Origin of the sequence: Streptomyces sporangiiformans (assembly GCF_005768555.2) — a bacterium.
GTDB classification, from domain to species: domain Bacteria; phylum Actinomycetota; class Actinomycetes; order Streptomycetales; family Streptomycetaceae; genus Streptomyces; species Streptomyces sporangiiformans.
This window is the reverse complement of the sequence record NZ_VCHX02000313.1, coordinates 1-20,634: the sequence shown is the minus strand read 5'-3', so window position 1 is coordinate 20,634 and position 20,634 is coordinate 1. Positions and strand designations below refer to the sequence as shown.

The window sequence follows — 20,634 nt, the reverse complement described above, 5'->3', positions numbered from 1 at the left end:
GGCGCAGCCCCCAGGAACGGGATGATGGGGGTCCCCCCTGCTCGAGCGAATCCGAGAGCTTGGGGGAGGGTAGGGGCGGAGGGGGCGAAACCCCTCAGTCCAGCAGACCGAACCGCATCGCGCTGGTCACCGCCGCCGTTCTGTCGTCGACCCCCAACTTCCCGAAGGCCCGCAGCAGATGGGTCTTCACGGTGGACTCGCCGATGAACAACCGCCGCCCGATCTCCGCGTTGGTGCACCCCTCGGCCACCAGCCGCAGCACAGCGATCTCCCGGGAGGACAACCGCGGCCGCTCCGGCTTCGTACGGAGCTGGTCGACGAGGCGCGCGGCCACGGAGGGCGCGAGTACGGTCTCGCCCCGCGCGGCGGCCCGCACGGCGTCGGCGAGTTCACCACGCGGCAGATCCTTGAGCAGGTACCCCGCCGCCCCCGCCTCCACGGCGCGCAGGATGTCCCGGTCCGTCTCGTACGTGGTGAGCACGACGACCCGGCACTCCAGCCCCGCCGCGGTCATCCGCACGATCGCGTCGACGCCGTCACCACCCGGCATCCGCAGATCCATCAGCACGATGTCGGGCCGGAGTTCGGCGGCGAGCGCCTCCGCCTGCGGCCCACTGGACGCGTCGGCGACGACATCGAGGTCGGGCTCGGCACTCAGCATGGCGCGCAGGCCTTCGCGTACGACGGGATGGTCGTCGGCGAGGAGGATACGGATCACGGGGCGCTCCTTTTCCCTGGCTCCGGCGACAGCTCCGGTGAGAGCTCGGCCGGTACGGGCAGCCGGACGGTGACCGTCGTGCCGCCGCCGGGCGCACTGTGCACCAGGGCCGTCCCGCCGACCTCGGCGGCCCGGGCACGCAGTCCCGCCAGACCGTAGCCGTCGCAGGGCGCGGCCGGATCGAAGCCGCTGCCGTCGTCCTGTACGGACACGGTGAGCGTGTCGTCGGCGTAGGCCAGCGCGATACTGACCGTGGCCGAACTCCCGGCGTGTCTACGGGCGTTGGTCAGCGCTTCCTGGCAGGAGCGCAGGGCGACCACTTCGGGTCCGGCGGGCAGCGCCCGTACGGGTCCGACGACGTCCAGGCCGGCGTCGTGGCGCGTGGCGAGCCGGCGCAGCGCGTCGGGCAGCGAGGCGCCGTCGAGATCGGCGGGCGCGCCACCGGCGACCAGGGCGCGCGCCTCGGCGAGGTTCTGCCGCGCCGTCTCGTCCATCAGGGTCAGATGGCGGCGGGCCTTCGCCACGTCGTTCTGGTCGAGCTCGGCCTCCACCGCCTGCGTCAGCATCAGCAGGCTCGTGAAGCCCTGCGCCAGCGTGTCGTGGATCTCCCGTGAGAGCCGCTCCCGCTCGGCGAGCGCGCCGTGCGCGGCCGAGAGGCGTGAGATCTCGTGGCGGCTGGCCTCCAGCTCGGCTATCAACTCGCCCCGCTCCTTGCTCTGTTCGATGATCCGGATGACCCAGGTGCCGACGGCGATCGAGAAGACGAGGGTGACCACGGCGAAGAGGAAGTTGAAGAGGACCTCATGGCCGCTGGGCCGCCACAGCAGCGCCCAGCCCGCCACCGGGACGAGGTTGATGACGGTCACCGCGATCATCGCCCAGCGCATGCGTAGCGCCTCGAGGCACTGCGGAACGAGCGCGAACGTCAGCATGCGGCTCTCGCCGACGAGGACGGCCGACGGCAGGAACAGGGCCATCGCCCCCGCGATGTAGCCGAGCGCCCGGTGTTCGTCGGGCTCCTCGCTCATCAGCAGGGGGCGCCCGACCAGCAGGTACCAGGGGATCAGGGGGAGAAGCAGCCCGGCGGCCACGACACGGACGGGCCACCCCGGGAAGTCGGCGCCGACAACGAACACCAGGGTGGCCACCCACACGACGGAGAAGTACCAGTCCCAGACCCGGAACGAGCCTTCCCAGATGTTCGACGTGCGGGCCCCGAGCGGGCCGCTCATCCGTCTCGCCGGGTCTTCCACCGGAAGGTCATGAGACACAGGAGCAATCCTGCGACGCACCAGGCGGCGAGGACCAGGGCCACGCGCCCGAACTCCCACTCGCCCGCCTGCTCCAGGACACGCGACGACTCCGGCAGGAAGACCCCGCGCAGCCCCTGGCACATCCACTTCAGCGGGAACAACGCGCTGATGGTGACCATCCAGTCCGGAATGGAGTCGACGGGGATGTACACACCGGAGATGAACTGGAGGACCAGGAACGGGAGGACGACCACGGACGTGGCGCTCTTGGCGGACTTCGGGACCGAACTGATCGCGATGCCGAGCAGGGCGCACGCCGTGAGGCCGAGGACGAAGATCCAGCCGAGGTCGAACCACTTCCCCATGTCCGAGGGCAGGTCCACGTCGTACAGCGTCGTGCCGACGGCGAGCAGGATCGCCGTCTCCAGGAATCCGGTGACCAGAACGAGCCAGATCTTGCCGAGGAAGTACGCGGCCGGCGGCATCGGCGTCCCGCGCAGCCGTCGCAGCACCTTCTCGTCCCGTTCGATGGCGATGGAGATGCCGAGGGACTGGAAGCTGGTCGACATGAGGCCGGCGGCCATCATCGCGGGGACGTAGAGCTGCGAGGCGGTGATGCCCGCGCCCTCCACGTCGTCGCTGAAGATCGACGCGAAGAGGAAGAGGAAGACGACCGGGAAGGCGAAGGTGAACATCACCTGGTCGCGCTGGCGGAAGAACTGCTTGATCTCGATGGCGCCGCGCTGGAGTCCGAGCTCCCAGGCGCCGGGGAGCCGTTCGCCGGTGCGCTCGCCGCGGGCTCGTACGGTCGTCGTGGTCATCGTGCGTTCTCCTGTCCGGTCAGCCGCAGATAGACATCCTCCAAGGTGGGGCGGCTCACCCGCAGCCCCGGGATCTCCCCGTCGAACCGGTGCGTCAGCTCGGCGACCGTGCGCGTGGGTGTCTTTGTGTGCTCGCTGCGCGGGGTGCCGTCGGGCTCGGTCCACTCGACGGTGGCCTCGCTGCCGTGGCGGTCGCGCAACGCCGCCGGTTCGCCCTCGGCGACCACGTGTCCGTGGGCGACGACCGCCAGCCGGTGCGCGAGCGCCTCGGCCTCCTCCAGGTAGTGCGTGGTCAGCAGGATGGTCGTGCCCTCGTCCGCCAGCTTGCGGATCAGTTCCCAGAACTGCCGCCGGGCCGCCGGGTCGAAGCCGGTCGTCGGCTCGTCCAGCAGCAGCAGTTCCGGTCCGCCGATCACCCCGAGCGCCACATCCAGCCGCCTGCGCTGCCCACCCGAGAGCGCCTTGATCCGGCTGCCCGCCTTCTCCTGGAGGCCGACCAGACCGATGACCTCCTCCGGGTCACGCGGCCTTCGGTAATATCGGGAGAAATGCCGCACGGTCTCACGCACCGTCAACTCGGCGGGTGCGGATTCGTCCTGCCAGACGATGCCGACTCGCGAGCGCCACGCGCGCGTGGCCGTCTCCGGGTCCACGCCGAGCACGGAGACCTCGCCCGCGTCCCGGGAGCGGTTGCCCTGGAGGATCTCCACCGTGGTCGTCTTGCCCGCGCCGTTGGGTCCGAGCAGGCCGAAGACCTCGCCCTGCCGGATGCCGAGATCTATGCCGTCAACGGCGGTCACGTCCCCGTACTGCTTGCGCAGCCCCCGTACGTCCACCGCGAGGTCCTTCGCGTGTGCTGTCATGTCGGAAGCGTCCCGCCGAAGCGAACGTTCCGGGACGACCATGCGTACGTCCTCATGTCCATCGAACGGTGGATACGCGCGCGCGTGCGGCACAATGATCGGGCCCGCTGGCCCTCTCAAGCTACGGAAACGGCGTGATGAGCAAGACGACAGTCAGGGAAGGCGTGACCATCGACCAGGCAAGTGCCGATGCTCCACGGACGGCGGGCGGCAGTCGTGCGTTCGCCCTCCTGCTGGTGATCACGGGCGCGGCCGGGCTGCTGGCCGCCTGGGTCATCACGATCGACAAGTTCAAGCTGCTGGAGGACCCGAACTTCACGCCGGGCTGCAGTCTGAACCCGGTGGTGTCCTGCGGCAACATCATGAAGAGCGACCAGGCCTCGGCCTTCGGGTTCCCCAACCCGATGCTGGGTCTCGTCACGTACGCCATCGTGATCGGCGTCGGTGTGAGCCTGCTCGGCCGGGCGACCTTCCCGCGCTGGTACTGGCTGACCTTCAACGCGGGCACCCTCTTCGGAGTGGGCTTCTGCACCTGGCTCATGTACCAGTCGCTGTACAACATCAACTCACTGTGCCTGTGGTGCTGCCTCGCCTGGGCCGCGACGATCGTCATGTTCTGGGCCGTGACCTCGTTCAACGTCCGTCACGGGTTCCTGCCCGCGCCGGGCTGGCTGAAGGGCTTCTTCGGCGAGTTCGCCTGGGTGCTGCCCGTGCTGCACATCGGGATCATCGGCATGCTGATCCTGACCCGCTGGTGGGACTTCTGGACCAGCTGACCGCTCCTTGGGGCGTTGTCAGTGGCGTACTGCGCTTTCTGGGGAGCACCCCCAGACCCCCGGTAGGGTTTTCCCCGTGGAGCCCGACCTGTTCACCGCCGCAGCAGAAGAACGCCAGGAGAAGGACCCGTCCAGCAGCCCTCTGGCCGTACGGATGCGCCCGCGCACCCTGGACGAAGTCGTGGGCCAGCAGCACCTGCTGAAGCCCGGCTCGCCCCTGCGCCGGCTCGTCGGCGAAGGTGACCGGGCAGGCGGCGGGCAGAGTCCGGCCGGACCCTCCTCCGTGATCCTCTGGGGCCCGCCCGGCACCGGCAAGACCACGCTCGCCTACGTCGTCTCCAAGGCCACCAACAAGCGCTTCGTGGAGCTCTCCGCGATCACCGCGGGGGTCAAGGAAGTCCGCGCCGTCATCGACGGCGCCCGCCGCGCCACCGGAGGCTTCGGTAAGGAGACCGTCCTCTTCCTGGACGAGATCCACCGCTTCAGCAAGGCCCAGCAGGACTCCCTGCTCCCGGCCGTCGAGAACCGCTGGGTGACGCTGATCGCCGCGACCACCGAGAACCCGTACTTCTCGGTGATCTCGCCCCTCCTCTCCCGCTCCCTGCTCCTCACCCTCGAACCGCTCACCGACGACGACGTGCGCGGCCTCCTCAAGCGAGCGCTGGCCGACGAGCGCGGCCTCAAGGGCGCAGTCGCCCTCCCCGAGGACACCGAGGAGCACCTGCTGCGGATCGCCGGCGGTGACGCCCGCCGCGCCCTGACCGCCCTGGAGGCCGCGGCCGGCTCCGCGCTCGACAAGGGAGAGACGGAAGTGACCCTCCAGACCCTGGAGGAGACCGTCGACCGCGCCGCCGTGAAGTACGACCGCGACGGCGACCAGCACTACGACGTGGCGAGCGCGCTGATCAAGTCCATCCGCGGTTCGGACGTGGACGCCGCGCTGCACTACCTGGCCCGGATGATCGAGGCCGGCGAGGACCCCCGTTTCATCGCCCGCCGCCTGATGATCTCCGCCAGCGAGGACATCGGCCTCGCCGACCCGAACGCCCTGCCCATAGCCGTGGCCGCCGCCCAGGCGGTCGCGATGATCGGCTTCCCCGAGGCCGCGCTCACCCTCAGCCACGCCACCATCGCCCTCGCCCTGGCGCCCAAGTCCAACGCCGCGACGACGGCGATCGGCGCCGCCATGGAGGACGTGCGAAAAGGCCACGCGGGCACCGTGCCGCCCCACCTGCGCGACGGGCACTACAAGGGCGCGGCCAAGCTCGGGCACGCGCAGGGGTACGTGTATCCGCACGACCTGCCCGAGGGGATCGCCCCCCAGCAGTACGCCCCGGACGCGCTCAAGGACCGCGAGTACTACACACCCACCCGGCACGGCGCCGAGGCGCGCTACGCGGACGCGGTGGAGTGGACCAGGAAGCACCTCGGTCGAGGGCGCTCCTGACCACCCCTGACCACCCTGTAAGATGACTCAAAGCGCTGCGTCCCGTGTCCGGCTCCGGTCGGCACCACCAGAACGGGACATCCAGCCGGAACCTCTTCGCTGAAAGGCAGAGGGGATCCAGGAGCGTCGCGCACCGTCGAACGGTGTCGCGGGCAGCCCACCACCGCCCGGTCTCCGGGAGCGGTAGGTGGGCCACTCGCGTGCTGCACGTATGTGCCCAGACCAGGGAGCGGCTGCCCGCCCCGTCCATGCGGACTTCCGCAGGCGGACGAAGTGGGTTTCCCAGGCTGCGGATGCGACCTCCCCTAACCCTGGTGAAGCCGTATTCACATCAGAAACACGAGGTGTTTGGTTCATGCCGAACCAGTCCCGCCCCAAGGTCAAGAAGTCGCGTGCCCTCGGTATCGCGCTGACCCCGAAGGCCGTCAAGTACTTCGAGGCCCGCCCCTACCCGCCGGGTGAGCACGGCCGTGGCCGCAAGCAGAACTCGGACTACAAGGTCCGTCTGCTCGAGAAGCAGCGCCTGCGCGCGCAGTACGACGTGTCCGAGCGCCAGCTCGTCCGCGCCTACGAGCGTGCCGCCAAGACGCAGGGCAAGACCGGTGAGGCCCTGGTCATCGAGCTCGAGCGTCGTCTCGACGCGCTGGTCCTGCGTTCGGGCATCGCTCGCACGATCTACCAGGCCCGCCAGATGGTCGTCCACGGCCACATCGAGGTCAACGGCCACAAGGTCGACAAGCCGTCCTTCCGCGTCAAGCCCGACGACGTCGTGATGGTCCGCGAGCGCAGCCGCGAGAAGCCGCTGTTCCAGGTGTCGCGCGAGGGTGGCTTCGCCCCCGACGGCGAGACCCCGCGCTACCTCCAGGTGAACCTCCGCGCCCTGGCCTTCCGCCTGGACCGCGAGCCGAACCGCAAGGAGATCCCGGTGATCTGCGACGAGCAGCTCGTCGTCGAGTACTACGCCCGCTGATCACTTTCCGGCGGACGTAGCACCACCGCGCAACAGCCCGCCGCTCTCCCCGCCTCCCGGCGGGCGAGGCGGCGGGCTTTCGCGTTCCCGGGAAACCCGGCCCGGCGGACCTCGGGGGCACTCCGCTCCGGGAGGCCGTATGGGGGAGGCGGTAATGCGGTACGAGGCGGCACCCCCGGCGCGATAGGCTCGGGGGACGACTTTTTTGATGTTCAGGCACGAAGTTCAGGCACGAAAACCAGGGAGCGGGTGCGCAGTGTCCGGTGGAGAGGTGGCCGGGATCCTGGTGGCCGTCTTCTGGGCGATCCTGGTCTCCTTCCTCGCGGTGGCTCTCGCGAGGCTGGCCCAGACGCTCAAGGCGACCACCAAGCTCGTCGCGGACGTGACCGACCAGGCCGTCCCGCTCCTGGCAGACGCCTCCTCGGCAGTGCGCTCCGCACAGACCCAGATCGACCGGGTCGACGCCATCGCGTCGGACGTCCAGGAGGTCACGTCGAACGCGTCGGCGCTCTCCACGACTGTCGCGTCCACCTTCGGCGGCCCGCTGGTGAAGGTCGCGGCGTTCGGCTACGGCGTGCGCCGGGCCATCGGCGGCCGCCGCGAGGACGTGCCCGCCAAGCAGGCGCGACGTACCGTGATCGTGGGCCGCACCGTCACGTCCGCGCGCCGGAGGAAGCGGAAGAAGGACTGACGCAGCGATGTTCCGCCGAACGTTCTGGTTCACCGCCGGCGCCGCCGCCGGGGTGTGGGCCACCACCAAGGTCAACCGCAAGCTCAAGCAGCTGACGCCCGAGAGCCTGGCGGCGCAGGCCGCCGACAAGGCGGTCGAAGCGGGCCACCGGCTCAAGGACTTCGCACTCGACGTCCGCGACGGCATGGCCCAGCGCGAAGCCGAACTCGGCGAGGTGCTCGGGCTGAACGACCGGCCGGACGGCGAACTCCCGGCCCCCCATCGGGTGGTCGCCATCGAGAACAGCAACGACCCGAAGTACAGCAAGAACCCGACGTACGTCGAGCGGTCGACGTACTCGTCCAACCGGAATGAGGACCACTGATGGAGTCGGCTGAGATTCGCCGCCGCTGGCTGAGCTTCTTCGAGGAGCGCGGGCACACCGTCGTCCCTTCGGCGTCGCTCATCGCGGACGACCCGACTCTGCTCCTGGTCAACGCCGGCATGGTCCCCTTCAAGCCGTACTTCCTGGGTGAGACCAAGCCCCCGTTCCCGCGTGCCACCAGCGTCCAGAAGTGCGTCCGCACCCCGGACATCGAAGAGGTCGGCAAGACCACGCGCCACGGCACGTTCTTCCAGATGTGCGGCAACTTCTCCTTCGGCGACTACTTCAAGGAAGGCGCCATCAAGTACGCCTGGGAGCTGCTCACCACGCCCCAGGACAAGGGTGGCTACGGCCTGGAGCCGGAGAAGCTCTGGATCACCGTCTACAAGGACGACGACGAGGCCGAGCGCATCTGGCGCGACATCGTCGGTGTCCCCGCCGAGCGCATCCAGCGCCTCGGCAAGAAGGACAACTACTGGTCCATGGGCGTCCCGGGCCCGTGCGGACCGTGCTCCGAGATCAACTACGACCGCGGTCCCGAGTTCGGCGTCGAGGGCGGCCCGGCCGTCAACGACGAGCGGTACGTGGAGATCTGGAACCTCGTCTTCATGCAGTACGAGCGTGGCGAGGGCACCTCGAAGGAGGACTTCGAGATCCTCGGCGACCTCCCGCAGCAGAACATCGACACCGGCCTCGGCATGGAACGCCTCGCCATGATTCTGCAGGGCGTGCAGAACATGTACGAGATCGACACCTCCATGGCCGTCATCAAGAAGGCCACCGAGCTCACCGGTGTCGCCTACGGCGACGCCCACGGCTCCGACGTCTCCCTGCGCGTGGTCACCGACCACATCCGTACGTCCGTGATGCTCATCGGCGACGGCGTCACGCCCGGCAACGAGGGGCGCGGCTACGTGCTGCGCCGCATCATGCGCCGGGCCATCCGCAACATGCGTCTGCTCGGTGCCACCGGTCCGGTCGTGCAGGACCTCATCGACGTCGTGATCGGGATGATGGGCCAGCAGTACCCGGAGCTCATCACCGACCGGAAGCGCATCGAGACCGTCGCCCTCGCCGAGGAGGCCGCCTTCCTCAAGACGCTGAAGGCCGGCACGAACATCCTCGACACCGCCGTCACCGAGACCAAGGCCACCGGCGGCACGATCCTGGCCGGCGACAAGGCCTTCCTGCTCCACGACACCTGGGGCTTCCCGATCGACCTCACCCTGGAGATGGCCGCCGAACAGGGCCTCTCCGTGGACGAGGACGGCTTCCGGCGCCTGATGAACGAGCAGCGGGAGCGCGCCAAGGCCGACGCCAAGGCCAAGAAGACCGGCCACGCCGACCTGGGTGCCTACCGCGAGATCGCCGACACCTCCGGCGAGACCGACTTCATCGGCTACATCGCCACCGAGGGTGAGTCGCGCGTCGTCGGCATCCTTGTCGACGGTCTCTCGTCGCCCGCCGCCACCGAGGGCGACGAGGTCGAGATCGTCCTCGACCGCACGCCGTTCTACGCCGAGGGCGGCGGCCAGATCGGCGACACCGGTCGCATCAAGGTCGACTCCGGCGCCGTCATCGAGATCCGCGACTGCCAGAAGCCGGTCCCGGGCGTGTACGTCCACAAGGGCGTCGTCCAGGTCGGCGAGGTGACCGTCGGCGCCTCCGCCCAGGCCGTCATCGACGTACGCCGCCGCAAGGCCATCGCCCGCGCCCACTCGGCCACGCACCTCACGCACCAGGCCCTGCGCGACGCCCTCGGCCCGACGGCCGCCCAGGCCGGCTCCGAGAACCAGCCCGGCCGCTTCCGCTTCGACTTCGGCTCCCCGTCCGCCGTGCCCACGACCGTGATGACGGACGTCGAGCAGAAGATCAACGAGGTGCTGGCCCGCGACCTGGACGTGAACGCCGAGATCCTGAGCATCGACGAGGCCAAGAAGCAGGGCGCCATCGCCGAGTTCGGCGAGAAGTACGGTGAGCGCGTGCGCGTCGTCACCATCGGCGACTTCTCCAAGGAGCTGTGCGGCGGCACGCACGTGCACAACACCGCCCAGCTGGGTCTGGTGAAGCTCCTCGGCGAATCGTCGATCGGCTCCGGCGTACGCCGCATCGAGGCCCTGGTCGGCGTCGACGCCTACAACTTCCTCGCCCGCGAGCACACGGTCGTCGCCCAGCTCCAGGAGCTGGTCAAGGGACGTCCGGAGGAGCTGCCGGAGAAGATCTCCGCCATGCTCGGCAAGCTGAAGGACGCCGAGAAGGAGATCGAGAAGTTCCGCGCGGAGAAGGTCCTTCAGGCCGCCGCCGGTCTTGCCCAGGGCGCCAAGGACGTCCACGGTGTGGCCCTCGTCACAGGCCAGGTGCCCGACGGCACGACCGCCGACGACCTGCGCAGGCTGGTCCTCGACGTGCGTGGCCGCATCCCGGGCGACCGGGCCGCCGTGGTCGCCCTGTTCACCACGGTGAACGGCAAGCCGCTGACGGTCATCGCCACCAACGAGGCCGCCCGCACGCGGGGCCTCAAGGCCGGTGACCTGGTCCGTACGGCCGCCAAGACCCTCGGCGGCGGCGGTGGCGGCAAGCCGGACGTCGCCCAGGGCGGCGGCCAGAACCCGGCCGCCATCGGCGAGGCGGCCGACGCCGTCGAGCGCCTTGTGGCCGAGACGGCCAAGTGAGCGGAGACGAACGCGTCATGCGCCGCGGCCGCCGACTCGCCATCGACGTCGGGGACGCCCGCATCGGGGTCGCCTCGTGCGACCCCGACGGGATCCTCGCCACTCCGGTGGAGACCGTTCCGGGCCGCGATGTCCCGGCCGCCCAGCGGCGGTTGAAGCAGCTGGTCGAGGAGTACGAACCGATCGAGGTCGTCGTCGGCCTCCCTCGTTCCCTCAAGGGAGGCGAGGGGCCGGCCGCGGTCAAGGTCCGCGCCTTCGCCCAGGATCTCGCCCGGGGGATCGCCCCCGTTCCCGTGCGGCTCGTGGATGAGAGAATGACCACGGTGACGGCCAGTCAGGGCCTGCGTGCCTCAGGCGTGAAGTCCAAAAAAGGAAGATCTGTTATCGATCAGGCAGCCGCTGTGGTTATCCTCCAGCAAGCACTGGAATCCGAACGGGTGTCAGGTAAAGCACCGGGCGAGGGCGTCGAAATGGTCATCTGATCGCGATACGGTAACGTTCCGCGCGATGCGGCGGCGTTCGAACAGCCAGCGCACAGCAAAGAGGCAGACGGAAGCCGAGCCACAGTGCCCCTCGCGACCGCTGCCTCGCGGCTTCTAGGGGATCGATGACTGAGTATGGCCGGGGCCAGGGCTCCGAACCGTGGCATCCCGAGGACCCGTTGTACAGGGACGGCGGATGGGGAGGACAGGAGGCCCACGCGGCCCAGTCCCCCTACGGCGGCCAGCCGCAGCACTATCCGCAGCAGCCGCAGCAGCAGTCGCAGTACGGCGACTGGGGCACCGGACAGCAGGCCGGCTACGACCAGGGGCAGCAGCACTATGCCCAGGGACAGCAGCATTACGGCGGCCCGGATCCGAACCAGTACCCCCAACAGGGCGGCCAGCAGTACGACGGCGGCTGGGACACCGGGCAGCACGGCAATGTCCCGTACGGCGCCGATCAGGGTGATGCGTACGGAGGCCGGCAAGGCGGGTACGGCGGTCAGCAGTCCGACTACTACGGGACTCCCGAAGCGTATCCGCCGCAAGGGCCACCTGGGCCGCAGGGACCGCCTGGGCCGCAGCGGCCGCCGAGCCGCCGTCGCCCCGAACCCGAGCCGCAGACCGACTGGGACCCTGGTCCCGATCAGGGCGAGCACGCCTTCTTCTCGGGCGACGACGATGACGACGACTCCGACGACGACTCGGGCCGTCGACGCGGCAAGGGGAAGGGCAAGGGCGGCAAGAAGCGCCGCAGCGGCTGCGCATGCCTGGTCATGACCCTGGTCCTGGCCGGTGGCCTCGGCGGAGCCGGCTATTTCGGCTACCAGTTCTACCAAAGCCGTTTCGGTGACGCACCGGACTATGCGGGCGACGGCACGAGCGAGACGGTGACCGTCACCATTCCCAAGGGCGCGGGCGGCTATGCCATAGGGCAGGCTCTCAAGGCCAAAGGTGTCGTGAAGAGCGTCGACGCCTTCGTGGCCGCGCAGGCGGCGAATCCCGAAGGGAGCAAGATCCAGCCGGGCGTTTACACGCTCAACAAGGAAATGTCCGCCGCCAGTGCTGTCGAACTGATGCTCAGCCCCAAGAGCCGCAACAACCTGATCATTGCCGAGGGTCGGCGCAATGCCGAGGTGTACAAGCAAATCGACCAACGCCTCGGTCTCAAGGCCGGTACCACAAAGGGCGTCGCGAAGAAGGAATGGTCGAAGCTCGGTCTTCCGGACTGGGCGAACACCGACGACGACATAAAGGACCCGCTGGAAGGATTCCTCTACCCGTCCAGCTATCCCGTCTCCAAGGGCATGAAGCCCAAGGACGTCCTGAAGGAAATGGTCGCTCATGCCACGCAGGAGTACGACGAGCTCGGTCTGAAGTCGAAGGCCGACAAACTGAACCTGAAGGACCCGCTGCAGGTCGTCACGGTGGCGAGCCTCGTCCAGGCCGAGGGCAAGTACGATCACGACTTCGTGAAGGTGGCGAGGGTCGTCTACAACCGCCTGAAGCCGAACAACACCGAGACCTACGGTCTGTTGGACTTCGACTCGACGGTGAACTATCTGAGGGGCGAGTCCAAGCTCGCCACCGGTTCGGTCAACCAATTGCGGCAGATCGACGATCCGTACAACACCTACAAGATCAAGGGCCTGCCGCCCGGACCGATCACCAATCCCGGTGAAGAGGCCATCAAAGCCGCTCTCAACCCGGCCAAGGGCAACTGGTATTACTTCGTCTCGATCAGCGCGGACAAGACGCTCTTCGCGGAGACGAACGAAGAGCAGAACCGCAACCGCCAGAAGTACCTGGAAGAACAGAACGGATAATGAGCGGTACAGCCAACAAACGCCGAGCCGCCGTTCTCGGTTCCCCGATCGCACACTCCCTCTCCCCGGTGCTGCACCGTGCCGCATACGAGGCACTGGGCCTGGGCGACTGGTCGTACGACCGTTTCGAGATCGACGAGGAAGCGCTGCCCGGTTTCTTCGAGAAGCTCGGGCCGGAGTGGGCAGGACTGTCTCTGACGATGCCGCTCAAGCGCGTGGTCATTCCGCTGCTCGACGAGATCAGCGCGACGGCGGCCTCGGTCGAGGCGGTCAACACGGTGGTGTTCACCGACGACGGGCGCCGCGTCGGCGACAACACCGACATCCCCGGCATGGTCGCCGCCCTGCGGGAGCGCGGGATCGAGCAGGTCGAGTCGGCCGCGATCCTCGGCGCGGGCGCCACCGCCTCGTCCGCGCTGGCCGCCGTCTCGCGGATCTGCACGGGCGAGATCGTCGCGTACGTCCGCAGCGAGGCCCGCGCCGCCGAGATGCGGCAGTGGGGGGAGCGCCTGGAGACCGAGGTGCGCATCGCGGACTGGGCCGATGCCGAGCGAGCCCTGCGCGCGCCGCTCGTGGTCGCCACGACACCGGCGGGCACCACCGACGAGCTCGCCTCCGCGGTCCCCGAGCGGCCGGCCACGCTCTTCGACGTCCTGTACGACCCCTGGCCGACCGCACTCGCGGCCCGCTGGTCGGCGTACGGCGGGGCCGTCGTCAGCGGGCTCGACCTGCTCGTGCACCAGGCGGTGCTCCAGGTCGAGCAGATGACGGGCCGGACACCCGCCCCGCTGGACGTCATGCGAAACGCTGCGGAAAAGGCGCTCGCGGGCCGCTAGGATCCAACTTCGGTTCCGCAGGGGGCGGAATCCGGGGGGAGTCCGATCCATGGGTGTGCCACAGGCGTCGGGAAAATCGGAGATCTTCGAGGCCGTGCTGCGGTTCATGCCCGACTGGGTGCAGGTCACTGTGCTCGGTCTGGTGCTGCTCGCCGTCCTCGTGTCCTTGGGCGTCAAGCTGAAGCGCAAGCTCGCATATCGGCGGGCGGTGCGCGAGGGGCGGCCCATGCACGCGGCGGCACAGTACGGGCAGGGACGCGGGGCCGACTATCTCGGTTCGTACGCTCCCCAGACCCGCCAGGACGGCACCACGCCCTGACCGGGGCGTCGTCCCGTCTGATGGACCTGCGGCCGGTTCTGGGGGGCGGACGTGGCAGGATCGACAGTGGCGGGCCAGGGCCGCGCACCTGGTCACGCCGTCGCCGTACGCGAGGACGCGTGTACGCACAGGCTGTACGCAGAGGCAGTACGCAGTACCAGGGCGCGATTATCGAGGAGCATCGTTGAGCAGGTTGCGCTGGCTGACCGCGGGGGAGTCCCACGGACCCGCACTTGTCGCGACGCTGGAGGGCCTTCCCGCCGGCGTGCCGATCACCACGGAGATGGTGGGGGATCACCTGGCCAGGCGCCGTCTGGGTTATGGGCGCGGCGCGCGGATGAAGTTCGAGCGCGACGAGGTCACCTTCCTGGGCGGGGTCCGGCACGGGCTGACCCTCGGTTCGCCGGTCGCGGTCATGGTGGGGAACACCGAGTGGCCCAAGTGGGAGCAGGTGATGGCGGCCGACCCGGTGGACCCGGAGATCCTCGCCGACCTGGCTCGCAACGCGCCGCTGACCCGCCCGCGTCCCGGTCACGCGGACCTGGCGGGTATGCAGAAGTACGGCTTCGACGAGGCCCGGCCGATTCTGGAGCGGGCGAGTGCGCGGGAGACCGCGGCTCGTGTCGCGCTCGGTGCGGTGGCCCGTTCGTACCTGAAGGAGACGGCCGGAATCGAGGTCGTCTCGCATGTGGTGGAGCTGGCGGCGGCGAAGGCCCCGTACGGCGTCTACCCGAAGCCGGCGGACGTGGAGAGGCTGGATGCCGATCCGGTGCGGTGCCTGGACGCGGACGCGTCGAAGGCGATGGTCGCGGAGATCGACCAGGCGCACAAGGACGGCGACACCCTGGGTGGTGTGGTCGAGGTGCTGGCGTACGGGGTGCCGGTGGGCCTGGGCTCGCACGTGCACTGGGACCGCAGGCTGGACGCCCGGCTGGCGGCCGCACTGATGGGTATCCAGGCGATCAAGGGCGTCGAGGTCGGTGACGGCTTCGACCTGGCGCGGGTGCCGGGCTCGAAGGCGCACGACGAGATCGTGCAGACCGACGAGGGCGTGAGGCGGGCTTCGGGCCGCTCCGGCGGCACCGAAGGCGGGCTGACCACCGGAGAGCTCCTGCGGGTGCGCGCGGCGATGAAGCCGATCGCGACCGTGCCGCGGGCGCTGGCCACCATCGACGTGGCGACCGGTGAGGCGGCCAAGGCGCACCACCAGCGCTCGGACGTGTGCGCGGTGCCGGCCGCCGGCATCGTCGCCGAGGCCATGGTGGCGCTCGTCCTCGCGGACGCGGTGGCGGAGAAGTTCGGCGGCGACAGCGTGGCCGAGACGCGGCGCAACGTCGCCTCGTACCTCGAGAATCTGGTGATCCGGTGAGCACTGGGCCTGTGGTCGTGCTCGTCGGCCCGATGGGGGTCGGCAAGTCCACGGTGGGCGCGTTGGTCGCGGAGCGGCTCGGCTGTTGCCACCGGGACACCGACGAGGACATCGTGGCCGAGCAGGGCCGCACCATCGCGGACATCTTCGTCGACGAGGGCGAGCCCGTCTTCCGGGCGATCGAGAAGCGCGCGGTGCACCGGGCGCTGGCCGAGCACGACGGTGTACTGGCGCTGGGCGGCGGCGCGATCCTCGACGCCGACACCCGGGAGCTACTGGCCGGACTCCCGGTCGTGTACCTGTCGATGGACGTCGAAGAGGCGGTCAAACGCACCGGTCTGAACACGGCCCGGCCACTGCTCGCCGTCAACCCGCGACGGCAGTGGCGCGAGCTGATGGAAGCGCGCCGGCACCTGTATGTGGAAGTCGCCCGTGCGGTCGTCGCCACCGACGGCCACACCCCGGAAGAGGTCGCCCAGGCGGTCCTCGACGCCTTGGAGTTGAAGCAGGCATGAGTGAGCACGACCAGACGGTGACCCGGATCCAGGTCGGCGGCACCGCGGGCACCGAGCCGTACGAGGTGCTGGTCGGGCGTCAACTCCTCGGCGAGCTGGGCGCGTTGATCGGCCCACGGGCGAAACGGGTCGCGGTGGTGCACCCGGAGGCACTGGCCGAGACCGGTGAGGCGCTACGGGCCGACCTGGCCGGTCAGGGCTTCGAGGCCGTGGCCATCCAGGTGCCCAACGCGGAGGAGGCCAAGACCGCCGAGGTCGCCGCGTACTGCTGGAAGGCGCTGGGGCAGTCCGGCTTCACCCGGACCGACGTGATCGTCGGGGTGGGCGGTGGGGCGACCACCGACCTGGCCGGGTTCGTGGCCGCGAGCTGGCTGCGCGGGGTGCGCTGGATCGCCGTACCGACGACCGTGCTTGCCATGGTGGACGCGGCGGTCGGAGGCAAGACCGGCATCAACACCGCCGAAGGCAAGAACCTGGTCGGCGCCTTCCACCCGCCCGCCGGCGTCCTGTGCGACCTGGCGGCGCTGGACTCGCTGCCGGTCCATGACTTCGTGTCCGGGCTCGCGGAGATCATCAAGGCCGGGTTCATCGCGGATCCGCGGATCCTGGAGCTGATCGAGGCCGATCCGCAGGGGGCCCGTACCCCGGCCGGTCCGCACACCGCGGAGCTGATCGAGCGGTCCATCCAGGTCAAGGCCCAGGTCGTTTCCTCCGACCTCAAGGAGTCCGGGCTGCGGGAGATCCTCAACTACGGTCACACGCTGGGCCACGCCATCGAGAAGAACGAGCGCTACCAGTGGCGGCACGGTGCCGCCGTCGCGGTCGGCATGCACTTCGCCGCCGAACTCGGCCGTCTGGCGGGCCGGTTGGACGACGCGACCGCCGACCGGCACCGCACCATCCTCGAGTCCGTCGGCCTTCCGCTGCACTACCGCTACGACCAGTGGCCCAAGCTGCTGGAGACCATGAAGGTCGACAAGAAGTCCCGTGGCGACCTGCTGCGCTTCATCGTCCTCGACGGCCTGGCCAAGCCCACCGTCCTGGAGGGCCCGGACCCGGCCGTGCTCCTCGCGGCCTACGGCGAAGTGGGCGAATAACACCCCAGGACATGGCTTCACCCGATTTGCCTTGTGCCCAGGGGCACTTCGCACCGCCCCCGGCCGTTCACCAAACGGCGGCCGGGGGCGGTACCGTTCGGTAGGGAGCGGGGCAGGTGCCCCGCTGCCAGCGCCAATTGCCTGCGGCGAGTAGCCGAAGGGGCGCGCTCGACACAGGCTCTGGCGCCCCGGAGGCGAACGAGCTCAAGAGAACGAGACGGAGTGGCACCGGATGCAGCACGCAGTGGGGTCTCCGCTGCCGCCGCCCCACCAGCCGGGGCACGGACCGGCCGCCGGCTGGTCGCCGGCCGCACAACACCCCGGATCGCACCCCCCGGACGCCCACCCGGGCCCCGGGCCGGTGAGCTCTCCCACGGGTCCCGCCCCCGCGAGCCCGCCGCCACCGGGATTCGCCGGAGTACCGACCGGGCCCGCGGCACCGCACCCTCCCGGCCACGCGCCGGCCCCGCATCACACGGCGCCCCACCAGGGGTCCGTGCCGCCGACGCCGGACACCACGGGCCACGTGCAGCTGCCGCCGGGCGGCCCCGTCGCGATGCCGAGCCCACCGCCGAGCCCGGGCACACCCGACCCCACGTCCACGACGCTCGCCGTCCTGCTCATAGGCCCCGCCGGCGCCGGCAAGACGAGCGTCGCCAAGTACTGGGCCGACCACCGCCGGGTTCCCACCGCGCACATCAGCCTGGACGACGTACGGGAATGGGTGCGCTCGGGCTTCGCGGACCCCCAGTCGGGGTGGAACGACCACTCGGAGGCCCAGTATCGTCTCGCCCGCCGTACCTGCGGCTTCGCGGCGCGCAACTTCCTGGCGAACGGCATCTCGTGCGTCCTCGACGACGCCGTCTTCCCGGACCGGCCGGTCGTCGGCCTCGGCGGCTGGAAGCGGCATGTGGGACCCGGCCTGCTGCCGGTCGTCCTCCTGCCGGGCCTGGAGATAGTCCTGGAGCGCAACGCCGAGCGCTCCGGAAACCGCCGCCTCACCGACGAGGAAGTCGCCCGCATCCACGGCCGCATGGCCGGTTGGTACGGCTCCGGGCTTCCCATCATCGACAACTCCCAGCTCGACGTACCGGCCACGGCCCAGGTGCTCGACGACGTGCTGGCGCGGTCGATCGCCAGCCCACCGCAGTGGTGACCGGCGTGGTGCCTGAGCGTGCCTGAGCCCGGCACACGTCCCCTCCCGCCCGGTCGGACGTTCTGAACCGGCGGTATCCGGCCACCGCTCGTAGGCTCGGGTCATGGCACAGGTGTACGCGGCCCGCCGGGACCGGCTACGGGAGCGCTGTACGGCGGGCGGCAGCGCGACGGCGCTGGTGTCCCGCCCCGCCAACGTCCGCTATCTCGCGGGCGCGGCGCCGGAGGGTGCCGTTCTGCTGCTCGGCAGAGGGGAAGACCTGCTGGTGTGTGCGGATTCCCCCGCGCAGCCCGGCCCTCAGTCCGAGCGGGGGCGGCCCGACGAGGCGCTGCGGGTCCAGCTGCTGCCGGCGATCGGCGGTGATCCGGCCGTCGCCGCGGCCGACGTCGCGACGGCCCAGGGGGCCGAGTCCCTCGCCGTCGAGGAACACCACCTGACCGTGGCCCGTCACCGCGCCATCCGGTCCGTGGCCCCCCGGCTCCGGCTGGCCGACCTCGGCGGCGCCGTCGAGCAGCTGCGCGTCGTCAAGGACGAGGAGGAGATCTCCTGTCTGCGGATCGGCGCCGAGATCGCCGACCAGGCACTGAGCGAACTCCTCGAATCGATCCTCGTCGGCCGCACGGAACGTCACCTCGCCCTGGAGCTGGAGCGACGCCTCGTCGACCACGGTGCCGACGGCCCGGCTTTCGAGACCTCGGTCGCGACCGGCCCCAACGCGGGGCGCCGCGGCCATCGCCCCACCGACCGGCGGGTCGAGGAGGGCGACTTCCTCTCCGTGTGCCTCGGCGCGACCTACCGCGGCTACCGCTGCGAGATCGGCCGTACATTCGTCATCGGGACCTCGCCCACCGACTGGCAGATCGAGCTGTACGACCTCGTCTTCGCCGCTCAGCGGGCCGGCCGCGAGGCGCTGATGCCCGGCGTCGCCTACCGTGACGTGGACCGCGCGGCCCGACAGGTGCTGGACTCCGCGGGGTACGCGAACAGCCTCCCATCGCTGACCGGGCATGGTGTAGGGCTCGAAATCGACGAGGACCCGCAATTGGCTCCCGCGGCCATGGGTAAACTGGACGCTTGCGTGCCGGTCACCGTCGAACCGGGGGTCCACCTCCCGGGCCGGGGCGGTGTCCGGATCGATGACACGCTCGTCGTACGCCCCGAGGCGGACGGCGGACCCGAGCTACTCACCATCACGACCAAGGAGCTGCTCGCGCTCTAGCTTCGCGCTGTGCGCCTGCCCCGGGGTCGTCCACGTCAGTCCAGGAGATTCCGCAACCGTGGCTTCCACGAACGACCTCAAGAACGGCATGGTGCTCAAGCTCGAAGGCGGCCAGCTCTGGTCCGTCGTCGAGTTCCAGCACGTCAAGCCCGGCAAGGGCCCGGCCTTCGTGCGCACCAAGCTCAAGAACGTGCTCTCCGGCAAGGTCGTCGACAAGACGTTCAACGCCGGTGTCAAGGTCGAGACGGCCACTGTCGACAAGCGCGACATGCAGTTCTCGTACATGGACGGCGAGTACTTCGTCTTCATGGACATGGAGACGTACGACCAGCTCCATGTCGACAAGAAGTCCGTCGGCGACGCCGCCAACTTCCTGGTCGAGGGCTTCACCGCCACCGTCGCCCAGCACGAGGGCGAGGTGCTCTTCGTCGAGCTGCCCGCCGCCGTCGAGCTGACCATCCAGGAGACCGAGCCGGGCGTCCAGGGCGACCGCTCCACCGGTGGCACCAAGCCCGCCATCCTGGAGACCGGTCACCAGATCAACGTGCCGCTCTTCATCACCACCGGCGAGAAGATCAAGGTCGACACCCGCACGAGCGACTACCTCGGCCGGGTGAACAGCTAACCGTGGCTGCCCGCAACACGGCCCGCAAGCGCGCCTTCCAGATCCTCTTCGAGGGTGACCAGCGCGGCGTGGACGTCCTGACGGTCCTCGCGGACTGGATCCGGCACTCCCGATCCGACACCCGGCAGCCGCCGGTGAGCGAGTACACGATGCAGCTGGTCGAGGGGTACGCCAAACGGGCGTCGCGCATCGACGAGCTCATCGCGCAGTATGCCGTCGGCTGGACGATCGACAGGATGCCGGTCGTCGACCGCAACATCCTGCGCCTCGGTACCTACGAGCTGATCTGGGTCGACGAGACTCCGGATGCCGTGGTGCTCGACGAGGCGGTTCAGCTCGCCAAGGAGTTCTCCACGGATGAGTCGCCGGCCTTCGTGAACGGTCTGCTCGGCCGCTTCAAGGATTTGAAGCCGACGCTTCGGCGGGACGAGGGGTAGACGCTGCCCGTCCACCATCAAGCCGTCACGGAGGGCCCGCAGCCTGTGCTGCGGGCCCTCCGTCGTTGTGGCGCTTGAGGGGGTGCGCCCCTTCAGGGGCGCGGGGAACTGCGCGACCAGCCACGGTGGGGTTGGGGAAAGGAAACCTCCCTCACCCACCCGCAGCCGACAAAAGCGC

At 69.7% G+C, this 20,634-nt stretch carries 21 protein-coding genes; 17 read left to right on the top strand and 4 right to left on the bottom strand.

The features are described 5' to 3' along the window. Positions 1-94: 94 nt before the first annotated feature. The 4 genes from FGD71_RS38715 to FGD71_RS38700 are packed head-to-tail and all read right to left on the bottom strand — an operon-like array spanning position 95 to position 3,655. Complete coding sequence (locus FGD71_RS38715) at positions 95-718, bottom strand: response regulator (protein WP_119105239.1); 624 nt, start codon at positions 716-718, stop codon at positions 95-97. After that, positions 715-1,950 (bottom strand): sensor histidine kinase, encoded by a 1,236-nt coding sequence (locus FGD71_RS38710; protein WP_119105238.1) that lies wholly within the window; start codon positions 1,948-1,950, stop codon positions 715-717. The genes FGD71_RS38715 and FGD71_RS38710 overlap by 4 nt, the downstream gene beginning before the upstream one ends. After that, positions 1,947-2,792 carry an ABC transporter permease gene (locus FGD71_RS38705; RefSeq protein ID WP_119105237.1) on the bottom strand — a complete coding sequence of 282 codons (846 nt, stop codon included), beginning with the start codon at positions 2,790-2,792 and terminating at the stop codon, positions 1,947-1,949. Before FGD71_RS38705 ends, FGD71_RS38710 begins: the two co-directional genes overlap by 4 nt. Continuing rightward, positions 2,789-3,655 (bottom strand): ABC transporter ATP-binding protein, encoded by an 867-nt coding sequence (locus FGD71_RS38700; RefSeq protein ID WP_119105240.1) that lies wholly within the window; start codon positions 3,653-3,655, stop codon positions 2,789-2,791. The genes FGD71_RS38705 and FGD71_RS38700 overlap by 4 nt, the downstream gene beginning before the upstream one ends. Positions 3,656-3,792: 137 nt before the next feature. On the opposite strand from FGD71_RS38700, the gene FGD71_RS38695 reads away from it, so the two are divergent. The 17 genes from FGD71_RS38695 (at position 3,793) to nusB (ending at position 20,456) form a co-directional block, all read left to right on the top strand. Next, positions 3,793-4,431, top strand: coding sequence for a vitamin K epoxide reductase family protein (locus FGD71_RS38695; protein ID WP_119105236.1), 639 nt, complete (start codon positions 3,793-3,795; stop codon positions 4,429-4,431). Positions 4,432-4,507: 76 nt separating this feature from the next. Continuing rightward, a complete protein-coding gene (locus FGD71_RS38690; protein WP_119105235.1) occupies positions 4,508-5,878 on the top strand; it encodes a replication-associated recombination protein A in 1,371 nt (456 codons plus the stop codon). A 355-nt stretch (positions 5,879-6,233) separates the two neighbouring features. Further along, positions 6,234-6,848 carry a 30S ribosomal protein S4 gene (gene rpsD / locus FGD71_RS38685; protein ID WP_119105234.1) on the top strand — a complete coding sequence of 205 codons (615 nt, stop codon included), beginning with the start codon at positions 6,234-6,236 and terminating at the stop codon, positions 6,846-6,848. A gap of 256 nt (positions 6,849-7,104) precedes the next feature. Further along, positions 7,105-7,539, top strand: coding sequence for a DUF948 domain-containing protein (locus FGD71_RS38680; RefSeq protein ID WP_240436978.1), 435 nt, complete (start codon positions 7,105-7,107; stop codon positions 7,537-7,539). Positions 7,540-7,546: 7 nt separating this feature from the next. Continuing rightward, a complete protein-coding gene (locus FGD71_RS38675; RefSeq protein ID WP_119105232.1) occupies positions 7,547-7,903 on the top strand; it encodes a DUF6167 family protein in 357 nt (118 codons plus the stop codon). Further along, a complete protein-coding gene (gene alaS, locus FGD71_RS38670; RefSeq protein WP_119105231.1) occupies positions 7,903-10,575 on the top strand; it encodes an alanine--tRNA ligase in 2,673 nt (890 codons plus the stop codon). The genes FGD71_RS38675 and alaS overlap by 1 nt, the downstream gene beginning before the upstream one ends. Positions 10,576-10,592: 17 nt before the next feature. Then, positions 10,593-11,057 carry a Holliday junction resolvase RuvX gene (gene ruvX / locus FGD71_RS38665; RefSeq protein ID WP_119105230.1) on the top strand — a complete coding sequence of 155 codons (465 nt, stop codon included), beginning with the start codon at positions 10,593-10,595 and terminating at the stop codon, positions 11,055-11,057. 125 nt (positions 11,058-11,182) lie between these two features. Next, entirely contained in the window at positions 11,183-12,883 is a 1,701-nt protein-coding gene (gene mltG, locus FGD71_RS38660) for an endolytic transglycosylase MltG (protein ID WP_119105229.1), read from the top strand. Then, positions 12,883-13,719, top strand: coding sequence for a shikimate dehydrogenase (locus FGD71_RS38655; RefSeq protein ID WP_119105228.1), 837 nt, complete (start codon positions 12,883-12,885; stop codon positions 13,717-13,719). The genes mltG and FGD71_RS38655 overlap by 1 nt, the downstream gene beginning before the upstream one ends. Positions 13,720-13,768: 49 nt before the next feature. Next, positions 13,769-14,038 (top strand): hypothetical protein, encoded by a 270-nt coding sequence (locus FGD71_RS38650; RefSeq protein ID WP_119105227.1) that lies wholly within the window; start codon positions 13,769-13,771, stop codon positions 14,036-14,038. 184 nt (positions 14,039-14,222) lie between these two features. Next, complete coding sequence (aroC, locus tag FGD71_RS38645; RefSeq protein WP_119105226.1) at positions 14,223-15,407, top strand: chorismate synthase; 1,185 nt, start codon at positions 14,223-14,225, stop codon at positions 15,405-15,407. Further along, the gene (locus FGD71_RS38640) at positions 15,404-15,922 is read left to right on the top strand and encodes a shikimate kinase (protein WP_119105225.1); all 519 of its coding nucleotides are present in this window, start codon (positions 15,404-15,406) and stop codon (positions 15,920-15,922) included. Before aroC ends, FGD71_RS38640 begins: the two co-directional genes overlap by 4 nt. Continuing rightward, positions 15,919-17,019 (top strand): 3-dehydroquinate synthase, encoded by a 1,101-nt coding sequence (gene aroB, locus FGD71_RS38635; RefSeq protein ID WP_119105224.1) that lies wholly within the window; start codon positions 15,919-15,921, stop codon positions 17,017-17,019. Before FGD71_RS38640 ends, aroB begins: the two co-directional genes overlap by 4 nt. A 232-nt stretch (positions 17,020-17,251) precedes the next feature. Next, positions 17,252-18,175, top strand: coding sequence for a Pro-rich N-terminal domain-containing protein (locus tag FGD71_RS38630; protein WP_119105223.1), 924 nt, complete (start codon positions 17,252-17,254; stop codon positions 18,173-18,175). Between the two features lie 103 nt (positions 18,176-18,278). Continuing rightward, positions 18,279-19,394 (top strand): aminopeptidase P family protein, encoded by a 1,116-nt coding sequence (locus tag FGD71_RS38625; protein WP_119105222.1) that lies wholly within the window; start codon positions 18,279-18,281, stop codon positions 19,392-19,394. Between the two features lie 58 nt (positions 19,395-19,452). Next, positions 19,453-20,019 (top strand): elongation factor P, encoded by a 567-nt coding sequence (gene efp / locus FGD71_RS38620; protein ID WP_119105221.1) that lies wholly within the window; start codon positions 19,453-19,455, stop codon positions 20,017-20,019. 2 nt (positions 20,020-20,021) lie between these two features. Beyond that, complete coding sequence (nusB, locus tag FGD71_RS38615) at positions 20,022-20,456, top strand: transcription antitermination factor NusB (protein WP_119105220.1); 435 nt, start codon at positions 20,022-20,024, stop codon at positions 20,454-20,456. The last annotated feature ends 178 nt before the right edge of the window (positions 20,457-20,634 follow it).